The organism is Streptoalloteichus hindustanus (assembly GCF_900129375.1).
In the GTDB taxonomy this organism is placed as follows: domain Bacteria; phylum Actinomycetota; class Actinomycetes; order Mycobacteriales; family Pseudonocardiaceae; genus Streptoalloteichus; species Streptoalloteichus hindustanus.
Genome location: NZ_FQVN01000007.1, coordinates 236,873 through 262,731 on the forward strand (window position 1 = coordinate 236,873; position 25,859 = coordinate 262,731).

Below are 25,859 nucleotides of genomic sequence, written 5' to 3' on the forward strand. Positions count from 1 at the left end.
GACCGCATTTCCTGATCACGGCCGAGAGAGTATCTGCCAAATGTAGAAAACGGCTCCGGGGCGCGACCCGACCAAAGTAGGTGTTCCCGTCCCTGCGCCCTGGGTCACAGTGGCGACAGCAGCGAGTTACCGCCGCCCCGGAAACAACCACTCCCTGCGTGGCTTCCGGAACTCGCGCTTCCTTTGCGACAAAAGGAGATTCCCTGTGTCCACTGTGTCCGGAAAGCGGCTGGGCCGGCTGGCCCTCGGCCTTGGCGCCGTCGTCGCCACGGCCGTCGCGCTGGCTCCCAGCGCCGGAGCCGAAACCCCTGAGGCCCCGGCGAACCAGGCGCCGCACGGCCTGGTGCTGACGCACCCGCTCAGCGACAACAGCCACCTCCGCGTCGAGGAGTCCGCCGCCCCGGCGTTCGCCGGCGGGGCGCCCGAGCGCACCCTGAGCTTCACCGAGCAGGTGCAGCAGAAGAACCAGTGGTGCTGGGCCGCGACCGGGGTGAGCATCGAGCAGTTCCACGGCGCGCGCACGTCGCAGGCGCAGTTCTGCGCGGCGGGCAAGGGCACCTCCGCCGGCAACTGCCCCAACCAGCCCGGGACCATGTCCGAGATCCTGCGCGGCTTCCACGGCACCGGCTTCTCGGCCAGCAGCACCGGCGGCGCGGTGTCCTTCGACACGATCACCCAGCAGATCGACGACGGCGCGCCCATGCTCGTCGGCATCTACTGGACGCAGGGCGGCGGCCACGCCGAGGTCATCTACGGCTACGACTCGGCGAACAAGTCGCTGAACGTCGCCGACCCGTGGCCGACCTACCAGCGCTACCGGACCCAGTCGTACAACAGCTTCCTGCGCAACCAGCAGTTCACCTGGGGCGACACCGTCGTCGACATCGCGAAGGGGTGATCCACCGGTGACCAGGTCTGCGTTCCGGGTGCTGGCCGCGGCCGTTCTCCTCATCGCCTGTTCGGTGGGGTTCGGCGGAGTCACGGCGGTGGCGGCGTCGCCGGTGTGGGTCGACCCGTCCGCGGAGCAGGTCTCCGCCGCGGTGACCGCCGCCCACTCCACCGAGGCGATCGGCTACGCGCGCAGCAACTTCCGCAGACCTGGTCACCCCGACCCCGGCGCGATCACCGTCGGGACGACCGGCACGCCGGTCTTCACACTCGACCCGGCCTTCGTCCGCGGCGAGAACACCGGGCCCGCCGCTGTTCTCGCCTACGTCGCCGTCGTCGCCCACGCCCAGGACGGCAGCGCCGCGACCATCCAGGTCACCCCGGAGTCGCCGGGACGGCCGGACACGAAGTGGCGCGTGGACACGGTGCTCTCCGGCGACGACGAACACCAGCTCACCAGCCAGCTCTCCGCCGGCGCCGTGCTCCTCAACGAACCCCAGATCAACGGCTGGTACGCACTCGGCAAGGACGGGGTCCGCCTGTTGCGGGCCAGCATGCCGCAGTCGCCGGTCGGCGCGTTGGTCCCGCTCGACGCCTACCAGCGGCAGGTCCGGGACCGGTACGCGGACAAACAACCCCAGTTCCAGAACCCCCGCGACGGCGAATCGGGCCTCGCGCAACCGCGTCCGACCTCTCCGCCCGCGGCGCAGGCGGAGCACGGGACTTCCGGTCTGGTTCCGTGGATCGCGGGTGGTTCGGTCCTGCTGCTCCTCGGCGCGGCCTACCTGGTCCGCCGGCTCCGCGCCCGCCGCCACGCCCCGCGGTAGCACTGGTCCCTCACGAATGCTTGGCCCCTCACGGTTTCCCGAGCGGATGGTTCCGCGCCGCACGGGAAATGTGCAGCATGTCGGCGACCCGGCGGTACCCCACCGCGCGGTAGATGCGCTCCTCCACCTCCCCCGCCGGCGTCAGGAACGGCACGGCGATCCCGGCGCCCGGACAGGCCCCGGTGAGCAGCGCGGTCAGCGCCGTGGCGATCCCCCGCCGCCGGTAGGGCGCGCGGACGCCGATCGCGGCCAGTTCGCTGACCCCCTCGTGGGGCGCCGCGCAGAGCCCGCCGCCCACGCCGAGGCCGGAGGCGGTGTCCACGGCGAGGGCGACCAGACCACCCCGGTCGACGACCCCGCGCAGGCGGGCCACGTCGTGCTCGGTGGTCCCGTCCTGGCCGTAGGCGTCGTTCTGCGCCTCGGCGACCTGCCACAGCTGCTCGTCACTGGTCGCCAGCACGCACTCGATCCCCGCGTCCGACGGCTTGGCCGGCACCGAGTCGGCCGGCGCGCAGATCATCAGGGGCAGGTGGCGTTCCGGGGCGAAGCCCGCAGCCACCAACGCCGGCTCGACCTCGGGGCACAGGTTGGGCAGGTACTCCAGCCTCGGCGCGCGGCCCCGGTCGGCGAAGGCGGCGACCAGGTCGTCGACCTCCTGGGGCGAGGGCGCGGCGCCGTCGTCGGGAACGGCGTAGTTGCGGAACAGTCCCGCGTCGTGCTGGTCGAACGAGGCGAGGAACGGGCCGATCCGCTCGGCTTCGGCTCCGGGTCGCGAGGTGAGGTCGGCACGCAGGTAGGCGTGCACGCGAACGTCGAACACGGGAAGGGCGCCTTTCGTCGAGCAACGGGGGCGGAAGCCGCGACGGACGGCCGCTGACGTCGGCCTGTGCGCGGTCGGCGGGGCTCGGTGTCCTGCCCCGCGGGTTCCCAGCGGCCGTCGGTGACGCGCCGGCAAGAGGCCTCAGTCCTCTCTGGACGCGACGGAAGCAGTCCCACCGTAGCCCAGCGTCCACGCGTCAGCCGGCGAACGCCGCATGCGGCCCGACATCCTCTGCCGTCACGTCCGCACTCCACCCGTTCGCGTGACGGGAGCGGGGATGCGCGCTCAGGCGGGTGTGGTCCGAGGAGTCCACTGAGGACTCGGGCCAGGATGTCGCCGAACCGCTCGGCGGGGGACCGGGTCGGCTCCGGGTGGTCGAGCAGCCGCGTGAGCCGGGGGTGCTCGCCGGTCGCGGCGACGTGCCGCAGGTAGGCGTCCTGCCGTCGACGGGCGGCGGACCCGCCGGAGATCTCGTTCTGGGCGAAGATCGCGGTGATCGTGGTCAGCACCGTGAACGCCTCCAGCTTCGCCGGCTCCGGCGCGGGGTGGTCCGCGAGGACGTCGAGGACGTGTTCGAGCAACGCCACGCCGTTCGGCCCGAGGGTCGCCCGGGTGACGACCAGGGCGGGCAACCACGGGTGCCGCAACATGATCAGCCGGGCCTGGTGGCCGATCGCGACGAGGTCGGCGACCCAGTCGCCGTCGCGCGGGCCGAGGTCGTACTCCGCGCACGTCGCGTCGACCATCAGGTCGAGCAGGTCGTCGCGGGTGGCGACGTAGCGGTAGAGCCCTCGTCTTCGCACACACCGTTCGCGAATGAGGAGGCTCGATGACCACCGACGTGACGCGGTACGCGCGCAACGGCGCGGTGCGGATCGCCTACGAGGACCCCTGGGTGGCGCGGGCGGCGAACCGCTCCTGCTGGTCATGGGCCTGGGCGTGTCCCGGTTCTGGTGGCCGCCGGGCCTGATCGCCGAGCTGGTCGGACGCGGCTTCCAGGTCGTCGCCTACGACCAGCGCGACGCCGGCCAGTCCACCCGGTTCGCCGGCACCGAGAAGGTCCACCCCGTCGTCGCGTTGTTCCGGCCCCGCCCGCCCGCCTACAGCGCCGAGGACATGACCGACGACGCGGCCGCGGTGCTGGACGCCCTGGGCTGGGAGTCCGCGCACCTGCTCGGGCACTCCACGGGTGGCCTGCTCGTGCAGCGCACCGCCCTGCGGCACCCGGGCCGGGTCCGCGCCATCACGATCTCCGGCGCCGTGCCCAGCGACGCCGGACCGCTGCGGCTGCTCCGGTACGTGAACCCGGGCACCGTCGCGCGGTTCTCCCGCCTGCGCTTCCCCGAGGACCGCGAGGGCGACGTCGCGCTGGGGCTCGCCCTGTCCCGGGCGCTCGCCGCACCCGGCCACCCGTGGGACGAGGCGGCGGCGCGCGCGGTGATCGGGCGCGACGTCGTCAGCGGGGTTCGGGACAACAGGGCGCAGAGCCGTCAGATCGGCGCGAAGTGGCACGGGGCACGACTGGCCGAGATCCGGGTGCCCACCGTGGTGCCGCACGGCGAGCAGGCCCCACTGATCCGGCCGTCAGCCGCGCTCCACACCGCGTCCGCGATCCCGGGCGCCCGACTCGTGCTCCCTGCCCGGCGTCGGGCACGACCTTCCCAGCTGATGTGGTCACGCGTCGCCGACGAGGTCCGCGGCGTCGCCGACCGGGCCAGGTCCGCCCCTCGGAGCTGAGCTGACGTCCCGGGTCCTTCTCCTTGCGCCGCTGGGCTTTCGGCGGTGCGAGGAGAGCGCTCAGGCCGTGCCGGTGGTGCCGCCGATCACCGCGTCGGACTCCCCGGTCCGAGCGGCGTCGGCCCCCTCCTGGGCGCCGTCGGACGACGGCTTCGGCGGCACCAACCCGCTGAGGTCGCCACCGTTGTCGTTGATCCGCAGCACGAACGGCCGGGTCTCGGTGTAGCGGACCACGCTCACCGAGCAGGGGTCGACGACGATGCGCTGGAAGGAGTCCAGGTGCGCGCCGAGGGCGTCGGCCAGGACAGCCTTGATCACGTCGCCGTGGCTGCACGCCACCCACACGCTGTCCGGGCCGTGCTCGGCGCTGATGCGGGCGTCCTGCGCGCGGAGTGCGGCCACCGCCCGGGCCTGCACCGCGGCCAGCCCCTCCCCCGCCGGGAACACCGCGGCGGAGGGGTGCTGCTGCACGACCCGCCACAGCGGCTCGTCCACCAGCTCCTTCAACGCCTTGCCGGTCCAGTCGCCGTAGTCGACCTCGGCCAGCTCCGGCTCCACCACGGGAGTCAGGCCCCGCGCGGCGGCCAGGGGCTGGAGGGTCTGCTGGCACCGCTCCAACGGCGAGGTGACCAGCGCGGCCAACGGCACCTCGGCGAGCCGACCCGGCAGTGTCGCCGCCTGCTCCACCCCTGTGTCGTCCAACGCGACCCCGGGCTGGCGGCCGGCGAGCACCGCCGCACCGTTCGCGGTGGATCTGGCGTGCCGGAGCAGGATGACGGTAGCCACCCCAGCAGCCTACGTGCTCGCCTCCACGTCGCGTTGATGTTGCACCGGGGTCCGCATCAGCGGGTGCTGTCAGTGGGTCTCGGACTGCCCGTGGGCGTCGTGGGCGCGGAAGACACCCGCGCGCGCCGCGGCGAGGGTGATCGCGGCGGCGTGGTCGGCCGTGGCGTCGTCGAGCGGCTCGCAGGTGACCAGCAGCCGCAGGTAGATCGGGGCGATCAGGGACTTCAGCAGCAGGGCGGGGTCGGTGCCCTCGGGGAGCTGCCCGCGCTCCACGGCCCTGGTGACGAGGGGTGCGGCGCGGCGGAAGCGGTCGGCGAAGAAGCGGCGCCGCACGTCGGCGATCTCCGGGAGGCGGCCGGCGTCGGAGAACATCGTCGCGGCGACACCCAGGTGGGTCACCGTGAGGTGGGTGACCAGGAGGCGGGCCAGCTCGCGCAGGTCGCTCGCGACGTCGCCGGTGTCGGGGATGGGCAGGTCCGCCGCGACGTGCTCGGTCAACGCGTCGACGACCAGGGTCTCCCGGTCCTTCCACCGCCGGTAGACCGTCGTCTTGTGCACGCCGGCCCGCTGGGCGACGGCCTCGACTGTCAGGTTCGCGTAACCGACCTCGGCCAGTTCGTCGAGCGTGGCCGCCAGGACGGCCGCGCACACCTTTGCTCCCCGGCCCACCGGCTTGACCCGGCCGGCCGGTGCGGACTGCGCGTCCATCGCAACTCCTTGTTGCGTTAGAGGTGACTGCTGTGCCAACCTCAGACTATCGCAACAACGAGTTGCGATAGTCCGCGAGGAGACACCGTGTACCTGATCACCGGGGCGACCGGCAACGTCGGACGCCCGCTCATCGACCACCTGCTCGCCGCCGGCGCGCAGGTTCGCGCCACCACCCGCCGGCCCGCCACCGCCGCCCTGCCCGACCAGGTCGAGGTGGTCCAGGCCGACGAGACGGCCTTCCCCCTGGACGGCGTCCGCGCGGTCTTCGTCAACCCCGCCGCGATCGGCAACGGCCTGGACGCGCTGCTCACCCAGGCGAAGGCACACGACGTGCGCAGGGTTGTCCTGCTCTCCACCTCGGCTGTCGCCGTCCCGGGCAACCCGATCGGCGAGCACCACCGGGAACTGGAGCAGCGGGTGATGGACTCCGGCCTGCCCTGGACCATGCTCCGCCCCGGAGCGTTCAACTCCAACACACTCGCCTGGGCAACCGAGATCCGCACCGAGCAGGTGGTGCGGGCACCCTACGGCGAAGCACGCATCGCACCGATCGACGAGCGCGACATCGCCGCCGTCGCCGGCGAAGCGCTGCTGTCCCACGACACGGACCGCCTGCACAACGCCGCGCCAGTCCTCAGTGGACCCGAGGTCCTCACCACCGCCGACCAGGTCCGCGATATCGCCGCGGCGACGGGAGTTTCCCTGCGGTTCGAGGAAGTGTCACCCGAGGCCGCACGACAGTCCATGGTGGAGGCCGGAGTCCCCGCCTTCGCCGTCGACGGCGTGCTGGGCTACTACGCCCACGCCACCCACCACCCGACAACGGTTTCCCCTGTCGTGCAGGAGATCACGGGCCGCGCTCCGCGTCGGTTCGCGGACTGGGCTGCCGAACACGCCGCAGCCTTCAGCACCACCCACTGACGCGAGAGGCGGGACGGCTCCGGCCGTCCCGCCTCCCGTTGTGCCGCCGAGCAAACCGCCCCACAGCACGAAGATCACGGTGAGTGAGAGCCTCACGAACAGGTCGGCGCTAACGTCAGTGGCGAGGCAGAGCACGAGCGCGGAGGCGAAGATGGCGGAGGACTGGGGCACGGTCGCGGCGGCGCTGAACGCGCGCACGACCGAACTCTCGATGAAGCAGAAGGAACTCGCCGAGCGGTCGGGCGTTTCGCTCGCCATCATCCGCGAAGTGCAACAGGACCGGATTCGGCGGCGCAGGAATCCGCGCACACTCGAAGCCCTGTCGATCGCGTTGGGCTGGCACCCGCAGCACCTCACGGCAGTGCTGCACGGCCAGGAACCTCCACCCGCCGCCAGCAGCGAGATCCCACCCACGGAAGACCCGGTGGTCCTCCTGTTGCACGCCCTCGTTCGCGAGGTGCGCGGACTCCGCGCCCAGGTAGGCGTGTTGGCGAGCCGTCTCGATTTGGGGAGTTCCGGCGTTGCTCGGAAACAACCGAAGCGTTAATGGCGTTTGCCCCGCTCTGGCGCAGGGCCGCCAGAACACGACGTAAAAGCGTGGTGGGGGCGGCCGAGGCCGCCCCCACCACGTCGCTGTGCGGGGTCGTCAGGTCGCGTTGACGACTCCGGCCGACAGCAGGCCCATGACCGTCAGGCCGAGGGCCAGGCGGTACCAGACGAAGACGTAGACGCTGTGCTTGGCGACCCAGTTGAGCAACCAGGCGATCGTGGCGTAGCCGACCGCGAAGGCGATCGCGGTGGCCACCACCATCTGCGCCACGCTCGGCTGCGGGCCGGGGCCGCTGCGCTCGAAGACGTCGGGGATGCTGAAGATGCCGGAGGCGAAGACGGCCGGGATCGCCAGCAGGAACGAGTAGCGGGCCGCCGCCGCGCGGTTCAGGCCGATGGCCAGCCCGGCCGTGATGGTGCCCCCGGAGCGCGAGACGCCGGGGATCAGGGCCATGGCCTGGGCGAAGCCCATGACCACGCCGTCGCGCAGGGTCATCTGCTCCACGGTGCGCCGCTGCGGCCCGAACCGCTCGGCCACGGCGAGGACCACCGCGAAGACGACCAGCGTGGTGGAGACCAACCACAGGTTGCGCGCGCCGGTGCGGATCTCGTCCTTGAACACGAGGCCGAGCAGGCCGATCGGCAGCGTGCCGATGATCACGTACCAGGCGATGCGGTAGTCCGCGGTCCGCCGCACCTCGGCGTCGGCGAAACCGCGGAACCAGGTGGTCAGCAGCCGCCAGATGTCCTTGGCGAAGAAGATCAGCACGGCCAGCTCGGTGCCGAGCTGGGTCACGGCGGTGAAGGAGGCGCCCGCGTCGGAGTCGAAGAACAGCTCCGAGACGATGCGCAGGTGGCCTGAGGAGGAGATGGGGAGGAACTCGGTCAATCCCTGGACGAGACCGAGGACCAGGGCCTGCAACCAGCTCACGCGTGAGCTCCTGGGGTTCGCGGGGAGGGCGGCGCGGTGGAGGTGCGCCGCGTTGCCGCCACGCATCTTGCAGCACGCGCGTTCAGCGGAACGCGGCGACCCCCGTCCGGGCGATCCGGGCGGGGGCCGCCGTCACGGTCCGCTACCGCTACTCGGCCAGGCCGGCCAGCTCCAGCGCCTCCCGCGCCGTGCGCAGCGCGCCCCGGCCCTGCTCCAGGTCCTGCAGCATCGGCGAGAGGGTCAGGGTCGTCACGCCGGTGTCGGCGTAGGCCCGCATCCGCTCGGCGATCCGCTCCTTCGGGCCCAGCAGCGAGGTGGCGTCCAGGAACTCCAGCGGCACCGCGGCGGCCGCGCCCTGGTAGTCCTTGGCCAGGAACCGGTCCTGGACCTCCTGGGCCTGCTCGCCGAAGCCCATCCTGGTGGCGAGCTCCTTGTAGAAGTTCTTGTCCCGGCTGCCCATCCCGCCGATGTAGAGCGCCGCGTAGGGGCGCACGGTGTCGGCGCAGGTCCGCCAGTCCTCGCCCACCACGATCGGCACGGTGGGCACGATCTCGAACCCGGCCATGTCCCGGCCCGCCTTCTCCCGGCCGGCCCGGATGTGGGCCACCGACTCCGCGGCGTGCTCGGGCGAGTAGAAGATCGCCAGCCAGCCGTCGGCGATCTCGCCGGTGAGCTCCAGGTTCTTCGGGCCGATCGCCGCGATGTAGACCGGGATGTGCTCGCGCACCGGGTGCACGGTGAGCTTGAGCGCCTTGCCGGGGCCGCCCGGCAGCGGCAGCGTCCAGTTCGGACCCTCGTGCACGACCCGCTCGCGCGACAGCGCCTTGCGGACGATCTCGACGTACTCGCGGGTGCGGGCCAGCGGCCGGTCGAACTTCACGCCGTACCAGCCCTCGGAGACCTGCGGGCCGGAGACGCCCAGGCCCAGCCGGAACCGCCCGCCGGACAGCGTGTCCAGGGTGGCCGCGGTCATCGCCGTCATGGTCGGGGTCCGCGCCGGGATCTGGAAGATCGCCGAGCCCACGTCGATCCGCTCGGTCTGCGCCGCGATCCAGGACAGCACGGTGGGTCCGTCGGAGCCGTAGGCCTCCGCCACCCAGACCACGGAGTAGCCGAGCGCGTCGGCCTCCTTGGCCAGTTCGAGGTTCTCGGCGTCGTTGCCGGCGCCCCAGTAGCCCAGGTTCAACCCAAGTCGCACACCGCAGACCCTACCGGCAGGTAACATCGGCTGTTCCGCCGGTGTCGCCCCGGTCACACTCCCGGCGCCGGGCGTCGTCGGCGCGCCACACCCCACCCGCCCGCCGATCACCTTCTAGGCTCGCCGACCGTGGAACAGCGACAGCTCGGCCGCAGCGGCCTGCGCGTCTCCCGGCTCGCCCTCGGCACGATGACCTGGGGCAGGGACACCGACGCCGACGAGGCGGCGAACCAGCTCGTCGCGTTCGTCGACGCCGGCGGCACCCTCGTCGACACCGCCGACGTCTACGCCGACGGCGACGGCGAGCAGATCCTCGGCGGACTGCTGGGCGACGTCGTGCCCCGCGACGAGATCGTGCTGGCCACCAAGGCCGTCGCCCGTCGGCACGACGGCCCCTTCGGCGGCGGCGCGTCGCGCGGCGCGCTGCTCACCGCCCTGGAGAACTCGCTGCGCCGCCTCCGCGTCGAGCACGTCGACCTGTGGCAGCTCCACGCATGGGACCCCGCCACCCCGCTGGAGGAGACCCTCGCCGCCGTCGACACCGCCGTCACCACCGGCAAGGTCCGCTACGCGGGCGTGTCCAACTACTCCGGCTGGCAGCTCGGCACCGCCGCCGCGCTGCAACGCGCCGTCCCCGGCCGCACGCCCCTGGTCGCCACCCAGGTCGAGTACTCACTGCTCGAACGCGGTGTGGAACGCGAGATCGTGCCGGCGGCCACGCACCACGGCGTCGGTCTGCTGCCGTGGGCGCCGCTGGGGCGCGGGGTGCTCACCGGCAAGTACCGCTCCGGCACGCCCGCCGACTCCCGGGGCGCCTCGCCGCACTTCGCCGCCTACGTCGAACACCACCGCACCGAGCGGGCCGCGCGCATCGTGCAGGCCGTGGCGACCGCCGCCGACGGGCTGGGCACCTCTCCGCTGGCCGTCGCGCTGGCCTGGGTCCGCGACCGCCCCGGGGTGGTCGCCCCGGTCGTCGGCGCCCGCGACACCGCGCAGCTCACCGGCTCCCTGGCCGCCGAGGACCTCACGTTGCCCCCGGAGATCAGGGCCGCCCTCGACGACGTCAGCGCCGTCGAGTTCGGCTACCCGGAGCGCCCCCTGCACTAGACGAGCGGGTCCGCACGGCCAGTGATCGACAGCGAGCGACGAGCGGGGCGCCGGGCGCGGAGCCACGGTTCCCCTGCCGCGCAAGCGATCTCCCGGCCACCCGACCGTGCTCCTCCGAAGGGCGCTGATCTCCACTGCCGACTGGCGGCGGCCTCCCCCGACTGCTACGAACTGTGTGTTCCCGGTCACAAGCTGTGACCCGGTCGCGCCGCCAGGGACGTCGGAGGCGAAATGGACATCGGAATCGGCCTGCCGGCCACCGTCTCCGGCGCCGAGCCCGCCCAGTTGTTCGAGGTCGCGCGCCGGGCCGACCAACTGGGATTCGCCTCCGTCGGCGTGATCGACCGCGTCGTCTACGACAACTACGAGCCGCTGATCACCCTGGCCGCGGTCGCCGGCGTCACCGAGAACGTCCGCCTCACCACCTCGATCCTGCTGGCCCCGCTGCGCGTCAACGCCGCCCTGCTGGCCAAGCAGGCCGCCTCCCTCGACCGGCTCGCCAGCGGCCGGCTCGTCCTCGGCGTCGCCGTCGGCCTGCGCGAGGACGACTACCTGGCCTCCGGCGTTCCCCTGTCCGGCCGCGGCCACCGCTTCGACGAGATGCTCGCCGAGATGAAACGGATCTGGGCCGGCGAGGCCAGGGGCACGAGCGGCGCCATCGGCCCGCGCCCCACCCGGGGCGACATCCCGTTGATCATCGGCGGCGGGGCCGAGGTCGCCTACGTCCGCGCCGCCCGCTTCGGCGCGGGGTGGATCGCGGCCAGCAGCATCACCCCGGACCAGCTCGGCGAGTCGGTCGAGCGCCTCCGCCAGCTGTGGACCGCCGAGGGCCGCCAGGGCGACCCCCGGGTCCTGGCCCTCGCCTACTTCGCCCTCGGGCCGGACGCCCAGCGCGTCGCCGGGAACTACCTGTCCCACTACTACTCCTTCGCCGACGTCACGCCCGAGGCCGGGCAGCGGATGGCGCTGACCGGGGAGAGCGCCGTCCGGGACGCGATCGCCCGCTACCGGTCCGCCGGCTGCGACGAGTTGTTGCTCTTCCCCTGCACGGCCGACCCCACACAGGTCGACCTCCTGGCCCCGATCGCCCTGCGCTGACCGTGGACCGGCCGTCACCTGCTCCCGACGAGGGGGCGCGCTGCACCAGCCGGGTCCCCGTGCGTGACCTCACCACGGGCGTCGGGGATGCTGGGGGGACGTCTTCGGCCGGCCCGACCGGCCGGGGACACGACGTCAGCGGTGTACACAGGAGGTCGGTGTTGCGTCGAGTGGTCGCGGTCCTGGTCGCGGGGGCCGCCGTGCTGGCCGGGTGTTCCTCGGGCAACGAGCAGGCGGGTGAGGCGCTCCAGGTCGCGAAGTCCCTGGTCGCCGCCACCCCCGCCACCGCGCCCCCGACATCGGCCGCCCCCGCCGGCGCCGTGCACCCGCTGTCGCGCCCGGTCGCCGCCATGGCCGTCGACCCCGGCAGCCGCACGCTCGCCCTCGCGGTCCGCCAGCCCGACGAGCTGCTCCTGCTCGGCCTCGACGACCTCGCCGGCACGCCCCGCGCCGTCCCGCTGCCCGGCGCCGTCGAACAGCTCACCCTCGCCGGCTCCGAGCTGCTCGCCCCCGTGCCGAGCGCCGACCAGCTCCTGCGCGTGAAGCTGCCCGGCGGCGAGGTCGAGCGCGTCCCGGTCAGCGGTCAGCCCACCGGCGCGGTGATGGTCGGCCAGCGCACCGTGGTCGCCACCCCGGGCACCAGAAACATCACCGTCCTCAACGGCACCCGCGAGGAACGCCGCGTCGACGGGTTCCAGGGCGCCGCCGTCGTGCTGCCCAGCGACTCCCGCGCGCTGGTCATCGACCGGCTGCACACCTCGGTCACCCCGGTCGACCTCGACACGGGCAAGCTCGGCGCCGCCCTGCGCGCCGGCGACGGCGCCAGCAACGCCCTCGTCGACCGCTTCGGCCGCGCCTTCGTCGTCGACACCACCTCCGGGGAGCTGCTGGCCTTCACCGACACGCCCAACCAGCCGCTGCTCATGCGGCTGCGCTACCCGATGCCCGGAGCCCCGTGGGGGCTCGCCTACGACAGCAAGCGCGACCTGCTGTGGATCACCCTCACGCAGAGGAACGAACTGGTCGGCTACGACATCTCCGGCGCCGAGCCCGTCGAGCGACACCGCTTCCCCACCGTCCACCAGCCCAACTCGGTGGCCGTGGACCAGGACAGCGGGCGCGTCCTCGTGGCATCGGCCGACAGTGGAGGGGTACAGGTGGTGCAGCCGTGAGTGACGGGTTGGTGGTCGACGGGGACTGGGAGTACCAGCCGCTGCGACTCCCGCCGGGCGTGTCCCGACGGACCGCGGCGGTGCAGCTCGCCGTCCACGCGGAGTTCGCGGGGTGGGAGCTCTCCCGGGTGCTGCTCTACTCCGACGGCACGCGGAAGGTGTGGCTGCGCCGGCGCCGCACCGCGCCCGGCATCCCCGGGCTGTTCACCTAGTCCCCGCCGTCCGGCCGCCCTGCCCCCGTGTCCTCGAAGAGGCGTGCGGGCAGGGCTTCGCGGCGGGACCACGACCTCCCGGTTGAAACCGACGCGGGAACGGGAACTCGAGAACCCGGCGCACTACGGCGCCTGGCGCGAGGGAGGTCGTCGATGCGTTCCGTGGTCCGAGGCCTGGTGGCGGGAGCGGCGGGAACCGTCGCCCTGAACGTGCTCACCTATGCGGACATGCTGGTGCGAGCACGCTCCGCCAGCAGCGTTCCCGAAGACGTGGCCGGCCGGCTGGCCGACCAGGCCGGCATCCGGCTCGGCGACGAGCAGCAGGCGACCAACCGCAGGAGCGGCGCCGGGGCACTGCTCGGCTACGTGACCGGCCTCGGTGTCGGCACGCTCTACGGCCTGATCCGTTGCCGCTGCAGCGGTCTTCCCACACTGCTGGCCGGGCCGGTACTCGGCGCCACCGCGATGGCCGCGAGCGACGTCCCCTCCGTAGCACTGGGCGTGACCAACCCCCGCGAGTGGGGCGCCCAGGGGTGGATCTCCGACATCGTCCCGCACCTGGTCTACGGCATGGTCACCGCAGCCACGTTCGAAGCACTCACCTCGGACTGACGCAGTCCAGCACCGGCGGCCCCGAGCTGGACGGGTTCAGGAAGGCGCCCGCCGGCTTCGGCGAGGCGCTGGCGATGTGCTCGGCGAACGGCCCCGTGGCCTACGTCGAGGCCGACTACTTCGGTGGGACAGGAACACAAACCGCGCAGGTGCGGAAGAACGGGGCGGTGATCCTCGGTCCCCTGCACGTGGCCCTGGGAGAACCGTCGCCAGCGGCCGGCAGCCCGATCTCGCAGGCGCTGCAACGACTCGGCGTCGTCCGGGGCGGCCACCTCGACGAGTTCGACGCGGCAGGGCTCGGCCAGCCAATCGCCGCACCGAGAACTGGCTTCCCCCACAGCCTGACCCTGGCCCCTCATCCGACCACCGAGGCGAGGTGGTCGAGTTCGTCGTCGTCGAGCGGGCGCAGGTGGGCCAGGGCGTTGCGCGCGTCCCGCAGCCGGAACAACCGCTGTCTGTCCGAAGTGGACAGACGAACGCGGCTCGTCTCCGCCGCCCAGCACATCGGCCCCAGTTCGAGGGTTGCCCGCACGAGGGTGCTCTCCGGCACCTCGCGGCCACGCTGTTGGACGACTTCGGCGAGCACGGCCATGCTCGCCCTCGCCCGGAAGATCCGTTCCAGGGCGGCCCGTTCCTCGTCGATCACGGGCATCAGCGCCCGGTGCTGCCCCCGCCAGGCCAGGGTCTGCACCGGTGGGTCGGGCACCGCGGCCGGGCTCACCCGGATCTGCCGCTCCCACAGGTCGGCCGCGCCCTCGTTCCACGCGGAGCGCGTCTCGTTGGGGGGCCGGTCCCGACCGCGCCCCGGATCGGCCCGCACGGTGATCTGCTTGCAGGGAAAGCCGCGTACGGCGTCCGGCAACCCGGCCATCCGGCCGTTCCACGTCATCGCGAGGTGCTCGGCGAGACCGAGGTCCGGGCCGGCGACCTCCGCGATGACCTCCCGCGCCACCAGTTCTCGCAGCTCCGCCGCGCCCGAACCGACCGCACGCGGGCGAACCGAGGCGACGACGACCGCGGTGTCGAGCCGTCCCAGGACTCCCCACCACCAGTGCTCCCGGGTCGTCATCGGGTCGATGCGCCCCCGCACGTCCGGCAGGTCGTCGACGCGTGCGACGACCAGCAGACGAGGACGCTCCGCCGACGCGAGACCGTGCTCCTTTCCCGCTGCTGGTAACCGGACCAGCACGCCTCGCAGCGTGTCCCGGTCAGGCTCTCTCCACGCGCGCACCACAACCAGCTTTCCGCGCAGGGCCGGCCATGACGTGAGCGTGGCGACCGGGTCGTCCCCCAGATCCGACATGTCACCCACCGCTTCGGCGATTCGTTCCGGCAACGACACCACGTCCGGTGCGAACGCCCGAGGGAAGGAGGTGACCGGTGTGGGATCGATGTCGGCGAACAGCTCGCTCAGGTCCAGCTCGTTGCGTGCCCACTCCGGGGTTTCCCCGTCGTCGGCGGAGGTCACGAGCACCGGGCGCGGCGACACCGACGGCGCCGCACGCCACGCGTCGTCCTCCACGCCGGGAACCACGACGCAGTCCTGACCAACCAGGACCTCGGCCAGGAGATCGTCCACTTCGGACTGCCGGGTGAGGTGGTCCGGCAACCACCAGACGCAGCTGAAGCCCGCGACGAGGTCCGCGTTGACGCGGGCGAGATGGGCCGTCACGCCGGGCAGCGCGCCCATCCGCCAGGGGAGGTGGGTCATTCCGCCTGCCGCAGGGTGCGCAGGCAGCGGTGGACGACCCGGTCCAGCGCCAGCCCGTCCTCCCGCTGGTCGAGCAGGCCGCGCACGTCCAGCGCGTCGATCAGCTCCTTGACCTGGGGCCGCTCCACCTCCAACGCCGCCGCGACGTCGGCCGGTGGCACCACCTCTCCTGGCTCGAAGTAGTCGACCCACCCGTCGAGCCGTCGTCGCAGCTCGGGCCCCAACCCCACCTTGTCCAGGTGGTCCGCCGCGAGGGCGGGCTGGTCCGCGATGCGCCGGATCGCGGCCAGGGCCTGGGGCATGGTCGCTCCGCGGCTGATCACCTGCTGGATCACGTTCTCCACCAGGTCCGGCCAGCCGCCGGTCGCCTCGATCAGCTCACGACGTTGGGCGGGTGTGTTGAACGGGCACTCCGGCCAACCACGGATGCTGTCCTCGCTCCACCGCGTGGGCAGAACCGGTTCCGTGCCCGCGTATCCGGCCACGGAGGACGCGCTGTCCGGGTCGACCAACACGACGGCGGCACGCAACCGGAGTTCGGCGACCGGAGTGGACAGTCGCGTCACGACCTGCGCGACATCGCTGTCAGCGACACCGCGCAGGTCCGCCACCACGACCGCGGGCCCCTCGCTCTTCCTCGCGCTGGCCACGGCCTTCTCCACGTCGGTGGCGGTCGCCGTCCGCACCTCGATCTCCCGCAGCTTCGCGTACACGCGGACGGCCTGGGAGACACGGTCGATGCCCAGGGCGTGGGTGGCTGCCACCACCGAGACTCCCGCGTTCTTCTCGCCGACGGCGAGGAGCTGGGCCAGCTCCCCCTCGGTGAGCGGACTTCGCCGCTCCCGCCCGCCCTGCTGGTCGAGCAGACGTCGGGCGAACCTCGGGTTGTACTCGTAGGGCAGGTCGAAGTCGGTCTCGGCGAGTTCCCGCTCCAGATCCGCCCGGGTGCCGAGCATGTTGACCACGTTGGGGCCGCGCACCGCGTAGCGGCTCTGGCTGGTCAGGGTGAGCAGACCGAGGCCGACCATCTCCTCCAGGTAGATCCGCACCTGGGAGACCGTGAGCTGCTCGAAGCCAGCCGGCCACGCCTCCCTGGCCGCCTCCAGCAGCTCCTCAGGGGCGTAGGCCTCGCGGAACGCGTCGGCCAGCCCCCGCAACACGATCACCAGGGTCAGCACCCGGTAGCGGTCCTCCAGGTTGATCGTGAAGCGGAGCCGCTCGGCGATCCGGGCGCGCACGCGGTCGCTCGCCGCGATGGCCTCGACATCCGCCTCCGTCACGACCACCGGTGGACCGGCCGGTCCGTGGGAGCGGCGGTGCAGGGCCGTCACCAGCTCGTTGCAGAAGATCTGGATCAGTCCGGGTTGGTAGTTCGTGGCGGCGAGCAGGCGCCAGACGAGTTCCGGTCGCTCGAACCGGTACCCCAACGCGGCCATCGGCCTCACCACGAGCTGCTGGGCGTCAGCCGGTCGGAGCGGACCGACCAGGATGTCGGGGCCGCCGTGGGCCAACGGCACGTTGGACAGGTGCCCGAACCGCTGCACCTGGTGCAGCCCCGCGAAGACCACCTTGAACCGACGCCCGGTGGACTCCATCAACTCCTTCAACCGCAACACGTTGGGGAAGTGGGAGACACCTCCCGGGCCGGGAACCGCACCGGAGTCGGCGTTGAGGAACGCGTCGGCCTCGTCGGCCAGGAGCAGCACCCTCCTGGCGGGGTTCGCCGTGAGCCAGGCCCTGACCTGGGTCACCACCAGCGCGGCGTCCGCCTCGTCCGGGGTCCTGGGGCCGAGCACGCCACGGGACTTCAGCTCGGCTGTGAGCACCCGCCAGATGACCGAGGCGGGGTCCTGGTCACCGATCCCCGCGGCCTTCAGGTCCAGGTACACCGCGTGCTGGGTCACTCCGTTGTCGAAGTTCGCCTGGACCCGGCGCAACAGCGTGGACTTGCCGAGCTGGCGTCCACCGTAGACGAACAGGCCGCCATGTTCTCCGGCGACCTGTTCGATCTCCCGTGCACGTCCGACGAACACCTCCGGCGGCACCAGCCCGGCGACGAACGGCGTGTAGGGGTTGAGTCCGGTCCAGGGCAGGGTGACGCGCTGCGTCGCCCGCCAGGAACCGGGGGCGTTCGCCGCGACCCAGCCGATCACGGCCGGGTCCACCACGAGCGCCTGCGCGTGGCCACTTCGGGACTCGGTGGCCAGGGACCGCCGTGCGGCGAGGTCCATCGCGTGCAGGTAGAGCACGAGGGTGGCCCCGCCGTGGCCCACGTCGCCGAGCACGTCGAGCACCCCGCGCCCGCGAAGCTCGTCGGTCACGAGAAAAACCGTGTACTCGCCCCGCGCCGCGGAACCGAGTGCGGCCACATAGGACTGTTCGCTTATTCTGTCCACAGTGGATCGGAACTGCCGGACTCCCCGCCGGTTCCGGGTGCTCTCCCGGACGTGGCAGTCCTCCATGCCGAGCAGGCCGAGGACCGTGCGCACCAGCGCCGAGGTCCGGTGTGGGGCTCGGGCGCAGGAGTCGGCAAGGGCGTCCCACGCCGACACGCCCGCCTCGGCGAGCTGCGTCAACGCGGTCAGTTTCCGTTCCCGCACGGTGAAGTCGGCCCAGGCGCGGGCGGTGTCCGGATGGCTTGCCGCCCGCTCGGCGCCCTTGCGCAGGACGGCGACGAACCCGGCCAGGTCCTCCCCCACGACCGGGTCCGCCTCCGGCAGTTCCGTGCCCTCGCGCAGGAACGCCAGGAACTCGTCGGCGGTCACCGTGTCACCGGCGTCGAGGAGCGCGCCGATGCGGTCGCGGTTCTTGCGTTCGGTGCTGAGCCGCCCCAACTCCTCGCGCAGACGCGTGGCGTAGTTCTCCTGCCGCGCGCGGAGATCCGCGGTCAGCTCGTCGAGTTCGCGGGCGGCGACGTCGTACGCGCCGTCGGGCACTGTCGCCAACGACTCCAGGCGTCCGATCGCGACCACCGCCTCGGCGTCGGGTAACCGGTTCTGCGTTCGGACCCGCGCGAGCAACTCGTGGGCAGCGGTCAGGGCGCGCCGGTGTCGTCGCTCCCAGCGCTCGTGCGCGCCGGCGAGGGTCTCCCGCATGCGGTCGAGCAGGTCCGACTCCCCCGAATCCGCGCCCTGCGCCTGAACCACGTCGAGCAGACGACGGGCGCTTCGCAGATCACCGCGATCGCAGTAGGCCGTCAGGGCCGCGGGCTCGTCCGCGGGGTCCAGCAGCCGCGCGAGCACGCCGGGAGTGCGCGGGTCCGACAGGTCGGGGCGGCCGTCGGCCGCTCGGGGCAGATCGGGCAGGATCAGGAGCACGTCCTCGGTCGGGCTCATCAGGTCCGGCGCCTCGGGCGACCGCCCCTCGGCCGGCGAGGGCGCCGCGATCCTGCCGGGGCCGAGCAGCCAGCGCCGGAACAACGCCAGCGCGGCGCCCGCCATTCCCGACGGTTCCGGCGCGCCCTCCAGCTCGACGGCGACCCGGACCAGCGCGGCGCCCGCCGCGTCGGCGCCGGGTTCCGTCGCGGCAAGACCACGGCCGACCACCTCCGCCTCGGCGACGAGCGCGACGACCTCCTCGATGGAGCGCCGTAACGCGCGGCGCGCGCCGGCCACGATCGGGACCTTGGCCTGCTTCGGGGTCCGCGTCGCCTCGTCGGCCCGCTCGATCAGGTCGTCCACCGCGCCGGACTCGCCCAACTCCCGTGCCACGGCGGCGAGTTCCTGGTGGCTCACCGTCCCCGCCGCCCATCCCGCGACGACCCGCAGGGCGTGCCCGAGCGGCTGATCCTCCCACGAGAGGTGTTGCAGGACCCTGGTTCCCCGCTGGTAACTGGTCGTCCGCTTGGGCAGCTCCACGGCGAGCCGCAGCGCGCGCGACCTCAGCTCGCTCGTCACGTCGTCCACATTGGACCCGCGTCCGGGCCCGGCCGCGCTCGGATCGACCCGGTAGCCGCGCCGAACAGCGCCGACCGCGGCCTCCAGCAACGCCTCCCACGCGGGAGGCAGGGTCGGTCCCGGCCAGAGCTGACCGAGGATCGGGTGCCCCCATCCCGCGACCAGCCCTGCCCGCAGCACCGCGGTCACCGCGAGCACGGTCGCGTCGTGGTCGGCCTCCAGGCTCTGGGCGTCGAGCTTGAGCGCGGTCTGGACAGCGCTGGCGTCCGCGCCGTTCTGGGCGTGGTACGCGACGGCGGCCAACCGCAGGGCCTCGGTGCGGCGACTCGGCTCACCGGAAGCCGCGGTCACCCAGTACGCCTCGGCGAACCGTCCCTCACGCACGAGCTGCGCCGCGGCGGGTGGATCGCCCTCCTCCCAGGGAAACGCCACCGTCAGGTCCTCCGGCGGCTCGGCACCGGGCGAATCATCCGCCCGCACCACCGGTTCCACCGGCGGCGTGGCGATCACGTCATCAAAGTTGCCCGCCCGCACCACCGGTGCGGCCATCTCCTCAGAAACCGTGCTGCTGACAGGAATGTCTTCCTCATGCTCGGAGATTACGGCGATGTCGTGGTCCGGCGGCGACTCGTGACGCTCGTCGTCGCCGCTGTCAGTCGACGACCTCTCCGTCTCCGGAGGCGCGGCGGGTTCCTCGTCCCCTGGCGGCGGTTCGTCGTCGACGTGCTCCTTCCACTCGTCGACGTAGCGCGCGAGCGCCTGCGTCAGGAGATCTCTAGTGGCGGCGTCCTGTTCTCCCGCGATCATCTGTCGCATCTGCGGAATCTTCAGCCGCAGTTCGTCGACCCGCTGCGTCCGCTGACGCCGCTCCCGCTCCCGAAGCTCGCGCGCCTGACCGATTTTCGCCGCCAGGACGTCGAGAGACGCCTCCCCTTCCAGGCCGTCGAGTTGGTTGGCGCACCTGGCGACGAAGGCGACGTGAGCCTCGCGGTACTCCGTCAGCCGGCGAATCGTGTGCTCGTCGGGAACATGCCCCTCCGCGACTCGCTCGGCCATCGCCCGGACCTCGGAGGCCAGGGCCCGCGCGTCCTCGCGCAGCACCGCGAGATCGGCCTCCAGGGCCGCGAGGGGTGTCTGCTCCCCGCCGACATGCTCGTCGCCCTGCGACGGACCGTCGAGCCGCCCTTCCTCGCTCACCACATCGTGCTTCCCAGCATCGTCGGCGTGCTCGTGCCATCGCCGCTCAACGCCCATGCCGTCCGGGGCACGGGCCAACCGATCCTCGAGTTCGGCCTGGTGCGCCCTCGCCAACGGGCTGACCGGGACGTCCCCGAGCACCAGGCCGAACAACACGAGCTGTCCGATCGGCCGACCCAGCGCGACCAGCATGTCGCCCATCTGCTCGGCGGTGGGGGCATCGACGATCTCCGGGTCGAATCCCAGGTGACACTTGAGGTGGTGCCGGGCTGTCTGCAGGACCGTCGTGGCCATGTGGGCCAGTTCCGCGGTCGACGCCCTGGCGGCCCACACCCGCACCGCCCGCAACTCGCGCTTCAGCGCCGGCCGACTGCGTTTTCTCGTCCCGGCCGGCAGGTTCGCCGCGAGCCGCAGCGCCTCGTTCGCCTGGAGGACGACGGTGAGGTTCCGGTCGTCCAACGTCTCGAACCATCGACGGAGCTGTGGCACGAACTCAGACACGGCCCCGCAGTGTGCCAGGCCACACCACCCTGGCAAACAGTTGATCAACACCTCGTCCAACCAGCCCAACCACCATCACCCCACCGGCCCAACGCCACGCCCCGCCACCCTCATCGAGCACGAGCGGACGGCGTCGAGGCATGCAGCTGTCTACTCGGCGATCGACCACGACGGCGGGAGATCAGCAGGAGGGAACTCGCGGCACATGCAGCCCGCTCGACGGACAGGGTCCGAGTGATTGGGCAACACCGCCGAAGCCTCGCCACGACCTGGGACAACCACAAGAACCCGGCACGGCAGGCCCACAAGAACCACGAGGAAGCACTCCGAAGGTCAGCGTGGCGGAGTCATTCATCCGGTTGGCCGATGAGCTGACGAAGACGACCGACCTCGCAGACGTGGCAGCCGGACGGCGTCCCTCGGTTGTGAGTGCGCATCAACGCGCCGACGACGAGGTCGAAGCCGCCAGGGTGATCAAGGCTGGAGCTGACGAGGAGCGCGACGCGGACACCGAGGAGTCCGCGCAGCTCCGGGGCGGCCGGGAGCCGTGGCTCCGCGAGCTCACTGAGCGCGGCGTGGAGAACCTCGGCGTTGACCTGTCCCGGCTCAGGTCCAGGCAGAACGTGCCAGTCGCTCGATTTGAGCGATCAGGTCCTGCGGCGGCGCGCTCAGGTCCAGTGCGTACGTGGTGATCGTGACGGGTGAGTTGCGGATGCGGTGTGTTGTGGCGTTGGCGGCCCTACCTGAGTAGACGAGCCAGGCACGGTCGACTCCGAGTGCCGTGCAGTAGGCGAGCACCTGGTAGAGATCGGTGATCGGATACCGCCCCGACTTGCTCTCGAGCTTGTACTTCGCGTCCACGATGAACCGGGGCGCGTTGTCCACCAGGTGCACGACATCGACGTTCATCGTGATCGCACCGCTGGCGTCGAGTGCGGCCGGGAACTGACCTTCGGTCCGGCCCGGGCTGGAGCTCCACGCCTCGGTCAGCGCGACGGTGACGAAGTCCTCGAACACCTTCTCCATGTTGACGACGAAGGAGGCGATCGAGAGGCCGTTCCTTCCGACCTCGAACGAGAGCGTGTTCAGCACGAGTTCGGCGATCCGCAGCGCGGGTTGGTAGCCGACGTTGAGCCGGTTCGGCCGCCACCGTGGCAGTGGGGCTCCCTGCGCCAGTGGTGAGATGTCGGTCAGCCGGTTGAGCAGGTGCTGCAGGCGGGTTCGGACAGTCCCGTCGACACGGGGGACCCTGAGCATCCGGCTGACTGCGGCTCGCAGGAGGCGGTTCTCGGGGATGTCCGAGGTGAACTCGTCGTGCGTGATCTCCACGGGAATCAGGCGGCCGGGTCGTCTGGTGACCTGGTCGCCGACCCGGACCCGTCCGCGGATCGTGGTGCTCGTCGCGTCCCTGGTGGTGTAGCCGCGGAGCACACCGCGGTTCAGGGCTCGTTCGACGTTGCGGCACAGGGTTTCCGCCACGATCGCCCACAGCCCGTCGGCCTCCACGCCCTCGACGTTCTCCGGGAGGAAACCCGGGTTCTTCGCGTACCCGAGCATGAAGAGCAGGCGCGGAATGGTCAGCTTCGGCGTCACCACGACGTCGAGCCCGTAGGCGTGCACGGCACCGACCCGCTTGGCCTTGGGCACCAGTGTGAAGTCCGTGCCGTTGGGCCGGACGTCGACCAGATCACACCGCCTCAGGTAGTCCACCTGGGCGGGGGTGAGCGACACGGTCCTGCCGGTACGGCTGTTCTCCTCCAGTTCCATCACGGCAGGTTGCGGACAGCGTCGAGGCCGAAGGTCTCGTGCACCCGTTGCCGGGACATGCTCTCGTAGAAGTGCTCTTCGAGCAGCGGCAGGATCGAGTGCCGCCACACCAGGTCCAGCCCGTGGTCCGCGTCGGGTTTCATCAGGTACGCGGGGCCGATCTTGAACTCGTGTTCGGCGCCGATCAGCTGGTTGAGCCTGGCGAGCAGGACCTCGCGACCGTCGTCCTTGCCGTGCGCCTCGGCCCACCGCGACAGCACATCGCGCACGGGAGGGTGGTCCGGGTGGAGTTCGACGAAGGCGAACCGGCGCCGCATGGCCGAGTCCACCAGGGCGATCGAACGGTCGGCGGTGTTCATCGTGCCGATGACGAAGATGTTGGCGGGCAGGCTGAACCGGTCGCCGGGCGAGTACTGGAGGTCGATCGCCTCGTCGCGGTACTCCAGAAGGAAGTACAGCTCCCCGAAGACCTTCGGCAGGTTGGCCCGGTTGATCTCATCGATGATCAGCACGTACGGCCGCCCCTTGTCGGCCTTGGCATCATCCGCGAGCCGGCGGAGCGGACCGTGCACCAGCTCGAAAGTCGCGGTTGTTCCGTTGAGCTGTGGTCGGATCCCCTCGAAGAAGTCCTCGTAGGTGTATGAGGGGTGGAACTGCACCAACCGGATCGCGTCGGGGTCGGTGATGTGCCGTGCCAACTCCCGCGCCAGGTGGGTTTTCCCGGTGCCGGGCGGCCCGTACAGCACGATCTGCTTGCGGTGCTGCAACAGCGCGACCGTTTTCTCCAACCAGGGAAGGTCGAAGTGCAGTCGGTCGGCGAGTTCCTGGTTCGCGGCTGGCAGCTCCACACCGCTGGCGGGCTGGGCGGAGGGCTGCGACAGATCCGCAGCCAGTCGGTCGGCGTCGTCGGCGCCGTATCCCGGGACCCGCAGCCTGAGCCGGATCTGCTTGGTGGCGTTGCCGTCCGAGGTCCTGCCGATCCGTCCCTGCGCACGGCTCAGCTTCCTGCGGAACTGCTCGATGTCCGACAGCTCCGCGAGAACGACCGGCGCCTCCAGGATCCTGCGCTCTGCCTCGGGAAGGTGTTGCACCCGGCTGGAGTCGACAATCCCGTCTTCGAGTACGGCACCGCGGTCGCGGAGCCGGCCGAGCAGCAGTTCGAGAGCGCGGTTGTAATGGGGATTGAGGCCGTTCGGATACCTGCTGGATCTGCCGCTCGCGCTCCTCATGACCAACGCGAGCCCGTCCCCGTCCGGCTCGATCTCGAACGCCGCGTCCAGCACGACGCCCGTGTCGTCTGTTGCCTGCACGAACCGATCATCGTATACGAGTGGCACGGGTTGCCGCAGGGGTCTGCCGTGAGCATGCACGTTCCGGTGGAGCTCACTCGACAGGTGGGGAACTGAATCGACTCAGAACACCGGCTGCTGGTCCGGGAAACATTTCGGCGGTCTCTGGCGATCTTGCTGGCCACCACCCCCACCAGCGCGTCTCTTCGGGTCTGCCGGGTGTCGCGCGTTCAGCACCAGGAAAGTGCAGCACTCGTGCAGCGATCGCGCATCCTTGGCATCGGCGGCGTTCTCGTCGTGCTCGCCGTCATCGGCCACGCATGCGGTGATGACACCCCACCGGCCACAACCGCCAAACCCTCCAGCACTTCTCTGGCCACCGTTCCGGACACCGCGATGGCCCTGACCACGAGCACCGCTTCGGCCACGACCGTCCCACCCCGCCCCGCGCCCGAACAGGCTCTGATCGCGGCCTCCCACACGCAGACCCTCTACTTCGGCCGCACCACGTCGAAGAACGCGGAGGTGCATCTCAAGGACATGCCGGACCCCAAGCCCATCGAGGTCCACCCGAATCCGCCCGACATCGGCAACCACCCCAGCGTCCCCGACACGAACAACGGCAACGACCACCACTCCCACGGCAAGCACGGAGAAAGTCGGTTCTGCCGCCGCCACCGCTGGTGCTGACGTCCACACTGGAACGAGGAAACTCGGAGCTGGTGATGCGACCCGACGGAACCGACAGCGGGAGAAGGCACACGAACATGTCAGGATCTCTCGGATACGCGCGAAGGTTCATGGGATGATCTTCAGTGGTGGCGCTGTGTCTATCGCTCGAAGCAGCGAAAGCACCGTGAACCCGTCCTCTGCCGAGCAGGCTGCCCGGAAGCCGGGGGCACTCGTCCTCCTGGCCATGGCACTGGTCACCCTGTGCGGATGCGGTTGGAGAGGGTCGCAGTCGGTCGACGACGAGCGCAGAGTCAGACAACTGGCCGAGCAGCTCGTCGTCACCGGGTACCGCAACACCTCCGAGCGGTGGGTACGCACCGATCCCGTACCCGCGGTCCGGAAGATCTACGTTGGCCCGGTCACGGGTGATCCCACCAAGCTGGTCTCACTGCCCGGCATCACCTCCTTCCAGTCCAGCGCGCCCCAGACGGCGGCAGATGACGACGGCATGCGCCTTGCAGCTACCGCGAAACTCGACAACAACATCGAGGTTTGGTTCTACAAGTACGACCGTAGCTCCAAGAACGCGCCAGATCTGGGTCTGTCCTCCAGCGAGTGGGACGCGGTGAGGTCAGGAGAGCTGGAACTGATCGGGGTCGTGGTCGGTGTGTGGTGATCGGCTTCAGGTGCCGTCACTGCGCGACCTGTTCACGGCAACGAGGAACGGGCACCACCGGCCGGACGATTGGGCGGGCAACGACTGGCGGGGCGCGCCACGCTGCGCTTCCTGGCGCGAGCGCTCCAGCTCAGCCCGACGAGGATTGGTGCCCGGAGCTGCGTGATCTCGTGCGTCTCCTCGTCTCCGACGAGGAGACATCCGACGAGCTTCCCGGAGACGCCATCTCCTACCAGTGCTCGCTCACGGCGGTCTGCATTGCCCTGCTTCTCCAAGACGCAAGCCTGCACGGCGACCGGGAGAACGACATCATCGCGCGGAGCGCGTGGGACGCGGCCCGGGAGTCGGTGGCGTTCGCCGACCGCCGGCTGGTTGTCGAATATCTCGACGTTCCCAGGCAGGTCAACGAACTTCGTTCGTTGAGGGCACAACTCTGAGGGCGCCCGAGCGACGACCGTAGACGAGCGTTCCCTCGTCTTTCCCATCGACGTTCGGGTTCACGACCCGGACTTCACCGACCACCGCAAGTGTTCCCGCTGCTGAAAGCGGGTGACGGCCGCCAGGAACGCGTCCACCCAGGC

23 protein-coding genes and 1 pseudogene are annotated in these 25,859 nt (G+C 71.3%); 14 read left to right on the top strand and 10 right to left on the bottom strand.

Annotation, left to right across the window (positions count from 1 at the left end; all coding sequences use genetic code 11):
* Window positions 1–205 precede the first annotated feature (205 nt).
* Both BUE43_RS22730 and BUE43_RS22735 read left to right on the top strand, forming a co-directional pair.
* The gene (locus BUE43_RS22730) at window positions 206–898 is read left to right on the top strand and encodes a papain-like cysteine protease family protein (protein WP_234995857.1); all 693 of its coding nucleotides are present in this window, start codon (window positions 206–208) and stop codon (window positions 896–898) included.
* 7 nt (window positions 899–905) lie between these two features.
* On the top strand, window positions 906–1,715 hold the full coding sequence (locus tag BUE43_RS22735) for a hypothetical protein (RefSeq protein ID WP_073486636.1): 810 nt from the start codon (window positions 906–908) through the stop codon (window positions 1,713–1,715).
* 28 nt (window positions 1,716–1,743) lie between these two features.
* On the opposite strand, the gene BUE43_RS34335 is transcribed toward BUE43_RS22735, so the two are convergent.
* Together BUE43_RS34335 and BUE43_RS36015 are read right to left on the bottom strand one after the other, a co-directional pair.
* Window positions 1,744–2,535 (bottom strand): GNAT family N-acetyltransferase, encoded by a 792-nt coding sequence (locus BUE43_RS34335; RefSeq protein ID WP_073486638.1) that lies wholly within the window; start codon window positions 2,533–2,535, stop codon window positions 1,744–1,746.
* A 365-nt stretch (window positions 2,536–2,900) separates the two neighbouring features.
* Window positions 2,901–3,281 (bottom strand): annotated as a pseudogene (locus tag BUE43_RS36015) (TetR/AcrR family transcriptional regulator C-terminal domain-containing protein); the annotation flags it as partial.
* 83 nt (window positions 3,282–3,364) lie between these two features.
* Between BUE43_RS36015 and BUE43_RS34770 the strand changes: the two are divergent.
* Together BUE43_RS34770 and BUE43_RS22750 are read left to right on the top strand one after the other, a co-directional pair.
* Window positions 3,365–3,505, top strand: a complete 141-nt coding sequence (locus BUE43_RS34770; RefSeq protein WP_200797638.1) for a hypothetical protein — start codon at window positions 3,365–3,367, stop codon at window positions 3,503–3,505.
* Entirely contained in the window at window positions 3,463–4,272 is an 810-nt protein-coding gene (locus BUE43_RS22750) for an alpha/beta hydrolase (RefSeq protein ID WP_200797639.1), read from the top strand. The genes BUE43_RS34770 and BUE43_RS22750 overlap by 43 nt, the downstream gene beginning before the upstream one ends.
* A 60-nt stretch (window positions 4,273–4,332) precedes the next feature.
* Here BUE43_RS22750 and BUE43_RS22755 read toward each other — a convergent pair whose 3' ends face one another.
* A complete protein-coding gene (locus tag BUE43_RS22755) occupies window positions 4,333–5,058 on the bottom strand; it encodes a histidine phosphatase family protein (RefSeq protein WP_073486642.1) in 726 nt (241 codons plus the stop codon).
* Window positions 5,059–5,127: 69 nt separating this feature from the next.
* Window positions 5,128–5,766, bottom strand: coding sequence for a TetR/AcrR family transcriptional regulator (locus BUE43_RS22760; RefSeq protein ID WP_200797640.1), 639 nt, complete (start codon window positions 5,764–5,766; stop codon window positions 5,128–5,130).
* Between the two features lie 87 nt (window positions 5,767–5,853).
* Between BUE43_RS22760 and BUE43_RS22765 the strand changes: the two genes are divergently transcribed.
* Together BUE43_RS22765 and BUE43_RS22770 are read left to right on the top strand one after the other, a co-directional pair.
* Window positions 5,854–6,690: an NAD(P)H-binding protein gene (locus tag BUE43_RS22765; RefSeq protein ID WP_073486644.1), complete on the top strand. Its 837-nt coding sequence runs from the start codon at window positions 5,854–5,856 to the stop codon at window positions 6,688–6,690.
* 151 nt (window positions 6,691–6,841) lie between these two features.
* Window positions 6,842–7,237: a hypothetical protein gene (locus BUE43_RS22770; RefSeq protein ID WP_073486867.1), complete on the top strand. Its 396-nt coding sequence runs from the start codon at window positions 6,842–6,844 to the stop codon at window positions 7,235–7,237.
* A 99-nt stretch (window positions 7,238–7,336) separates the two neighbouring features.
* On the opposite strand, the gene BUE43_RS22775 is transcribed toward BUE43_RS22770, so the two are convergent.
* Together BUE43_RS22775 and BUE43_RS22780 are read right to left on the bottom strand one after the other, a co-directional pair.
* On the bottom strand, window positions 7,337–8,170 hold the full coding sequence (locus tag BUE43_RS22775) for an undecaprenyl-diphosphate phosphatase (RefSeq protein ID WP_073486646.1): 834 nt from the start codon (window positions 8,168–8,170) through the stop codon (window positions 7,337–7,339).
* A 148-nt stretch (window positions 8,171–8,318) separates the two neighbouring features.
* Entirely contained in the window at window positions 8,319–9,368 is a 1,050-nt protein-coding gene (locus BUE43_RS22780; protein WP_073486648.1) for an LLM class F420-dependent oxidoreductase, read from the bottom strand.
* 129 nt (window positions 9,369–9,497) lie between these two features.
* On the opposite strand from BUE43_RS22780, the gene BUE43_RS22785 reads away from it, so the two are divergent.
* From BUE43_RS22785 to BUE43_RS22805, 5 genes are all read left to right on the top strand, one after another.
* Complete coding sequence (locus BUE43_RS22785) at window positions 9,498–10,475, top strand: aldo/keto reductase (protein ID WP_073486650.1); 978 nt, start codon at window positions 9,498–9,500, stop codon at window positions 10,473–10,475.
* A gap of 231 nt (window positions 10,476–10,706) precedes the next feature.
* Window positions 10,707–11,573, top strand: a complete 867-nt coding sequence (locus BUE43_RS22790; RefSeq protein ID WP_073486652.1) for an LLM class flavin-dependent oxidoreductase — start codon at window positions 10,707–10,709, stop codon at window positions 11,571–11,573.
* 170 nt (window positions 11,574–11,743) lie between these two features.
* Window positions 11,744–12,745, top strand: coding sequence for a YncE family protein (locus BUE43_RS22795; protein ID WP_234995871.1), 1,002 nt, complete (start codon window positions 11,744–11,746; stop codon window positions 12,743–12,745).
* Window positions 12,742–12,957: a DUF5703 family protein gene (locus BUE43_RS22800; RefSeq protein ID WP_073486654.1), complete on the top strand. Its 216-nt coding sequence runs from the start codon at window positions 12,742–12,744 to the stop codon at window positions 12,955–12,957. Before BUE43_RS22795 ends, BUE43_RS22800 begins: the two co-directional genes overlap by 4 nt.
* A 153-nt stretch (window positions 12,958–13,110) precedes the next feature.
* On the top strand, window positions 13,111–13,569 hold the full coding sequence (locus BUE43_RS22805; protein ID WP_073486656.1) for a hypothetical protein: 459 nt from the start codon (window positions 13,111–13,113) through the stop codon (window positions 13,567–13,569).
* 355 nt (window positions 13,570–13,924) lie between these two features.
* On the opposite strand, the gene BUE43_RS22815 is transcribed toward BUE43_RS22805, so the two are convergent.
* The 4 genes from BUE43_RS22815 to BUE43_RS22830 all read right to left on the bottom strand — a co-directional run bounded on the left by BUE43_RS22815 (window position 13,925) and on the right by BUE43_RS22830 (window position 23,951).
* Window positions 13,925–15,280: a hypothetical protein gene (locus BUE43_RS22815; protein WP_143174324.1), complete on the bottom strand. Its 1,356-nt coding sequence runs from the start codon at window positions 15,278–15,280 to the stop codon at window positions 13,925–13,927.
* Window positions 15,277–20,874: an ATP-binding protein gene (locus BUE43_RS34340; protein WP_073486660.1), complete on the bottom strand. Its 5,598-nt coding sequence runs from the start codon at window positions 20,872–20,874 to the stop codon at window positions 15,277–15,279. The genes BUE43_RS22815 and BUE43_RS34340 overlap by 4 nt, the downstream gene beginning before the upstream one ends.
* Window positions 20,875–21,480: 606 nt before the next feature.
* Window positions 21,481–22,641: an McrC family protein gene (locus BUE43_RS22825; RefSeq protein WP_073486872.1), complete on the bottom strand. Its 1,161-nt coding sequence runs from the start codon at window positions 22,639–22,641 to the stop codon at window positions 21,481–21,483.
* Window positions 22,641–23,951, bottom strand: coding sequence for an McrB family protein (locus BUE43_RS22830; protein WP_200797641.1), 1,311 nt, complete (start codon window positions 23,949–23,951; stop codon window positions 22,641–22,643). The genes BUE43_RS22825 and BUE43_RS22830 overlap by 1 nt, the downstream gene beginning before the upstream one ends.
* Before the next feature lie 153 nt (window positions 23,952–24,104).
* Between BUE43_RS22830 and BUE43_RS22835 the strand changes: the two genes are divergently transcribed.
* The 3 genes from BUE43_RS22835 (at window position 24,105) to BUE43_RS22845 (ending at window position 25,715) form a co-directional block, all read left to right on the top strand.
* Window positions 24,105–24,620: a hypothetical protein gene (locus BUE43_RS22835; RefSeq protein WP_143174325.1), complete on the top strand. Its 516-nt coding sequence runs from the start codon at window positions 24,105–24,107 to the stop codon at window positions 24,618–24,620.
* 115 nt (window positions 24,621–24,735) lie between these two features.
* On the top strand, window positions 24,736–25,278 hold the full coding sequence (locus BUE43_RS22840) for a hypothetical protein (RefSeq protein ID WP_073486666.1): 543 nt from the start codon (window positions 24,736–24,738) through the stop codon (window positions 25,276–25,278).
* Window positions 25,279–25,448: 170 nt separating this feature from the next.
* A complete protein-coding gene (locus BUE43_RS22845; protein WP_073486668.1) occupies window positions 25,449–25,715 on the top strand; it encodes a hypothetical protein in 267 nt (88 codons plus the stop codon).
* The last annotated feature ends 144 nt before the right edge of the window (window positions 25,716–25,859 follow it).

Coding starts and splice junctions, on each gene's coding strand:
- BUE43_RS34770 (WP_200797638.1), top strand. CDS start 3,365: ATGACCACCGACGTGACGCGGTACGCGCGCAACGGCGCGGTGCGGATC.
- BUE43_RS22770 (WP_073486867.1), top strand. CDS start 6,842: ATGGCGGAGGACTGGGGCACGGTCGCGGCGGCGCTGAACGCGCGCACG.
- BUE43_RS22825 (WP_073486872.1), bottom strand. CDS start 22,641: ATGGAACTGGAGGAGAACAGCCGTACCGGCAGGACCGTGTCGCTCACC.
- BUE43_RS22750 (WP_200797639.1), top strand. CDS start 3,463: ATGGGCCTGGGCGTGTCCCGGTTCTGGTGGCCGCCGGGCCTGATCGCC.
- BUE43_RS22790 (WP_073486652.1), top strand. CDS start 10,707: ATGGACATCGGAATCGGCCTGCCGGCCACCGTCTCCGGCGCCGAGCCC.
- BUE43_RS22840 (WP_073486666.1), top strand. CDS start 24,736: ATGATCTTCAGTGGTGGCGCTGTGTCTATCGCTCGAAGCAGCGAAAGC.
- BUE43_RS22760 (WP_200797640.1), bottom strand. CDS start 5,766: ATGGACGCGCAGTCCGCACCGGCCGGCCGGGTCAAGCCGGTGGGCCGG.
- BUE43_RS22815 (WP_143174324.1), bottom strand. CDS start 15,280: ATGACCCACCTCCCCTGGCGGATGGGCGCGCTGCCCGGCGTGACGGCC.
- BUE43_RS22805 (WP_073486656.1), top strand. CDS start 13,111: ATGCGTTCCGTGGTCCGAGGCCTGGTGGCGGGAGCGGCGGGAACCGTC.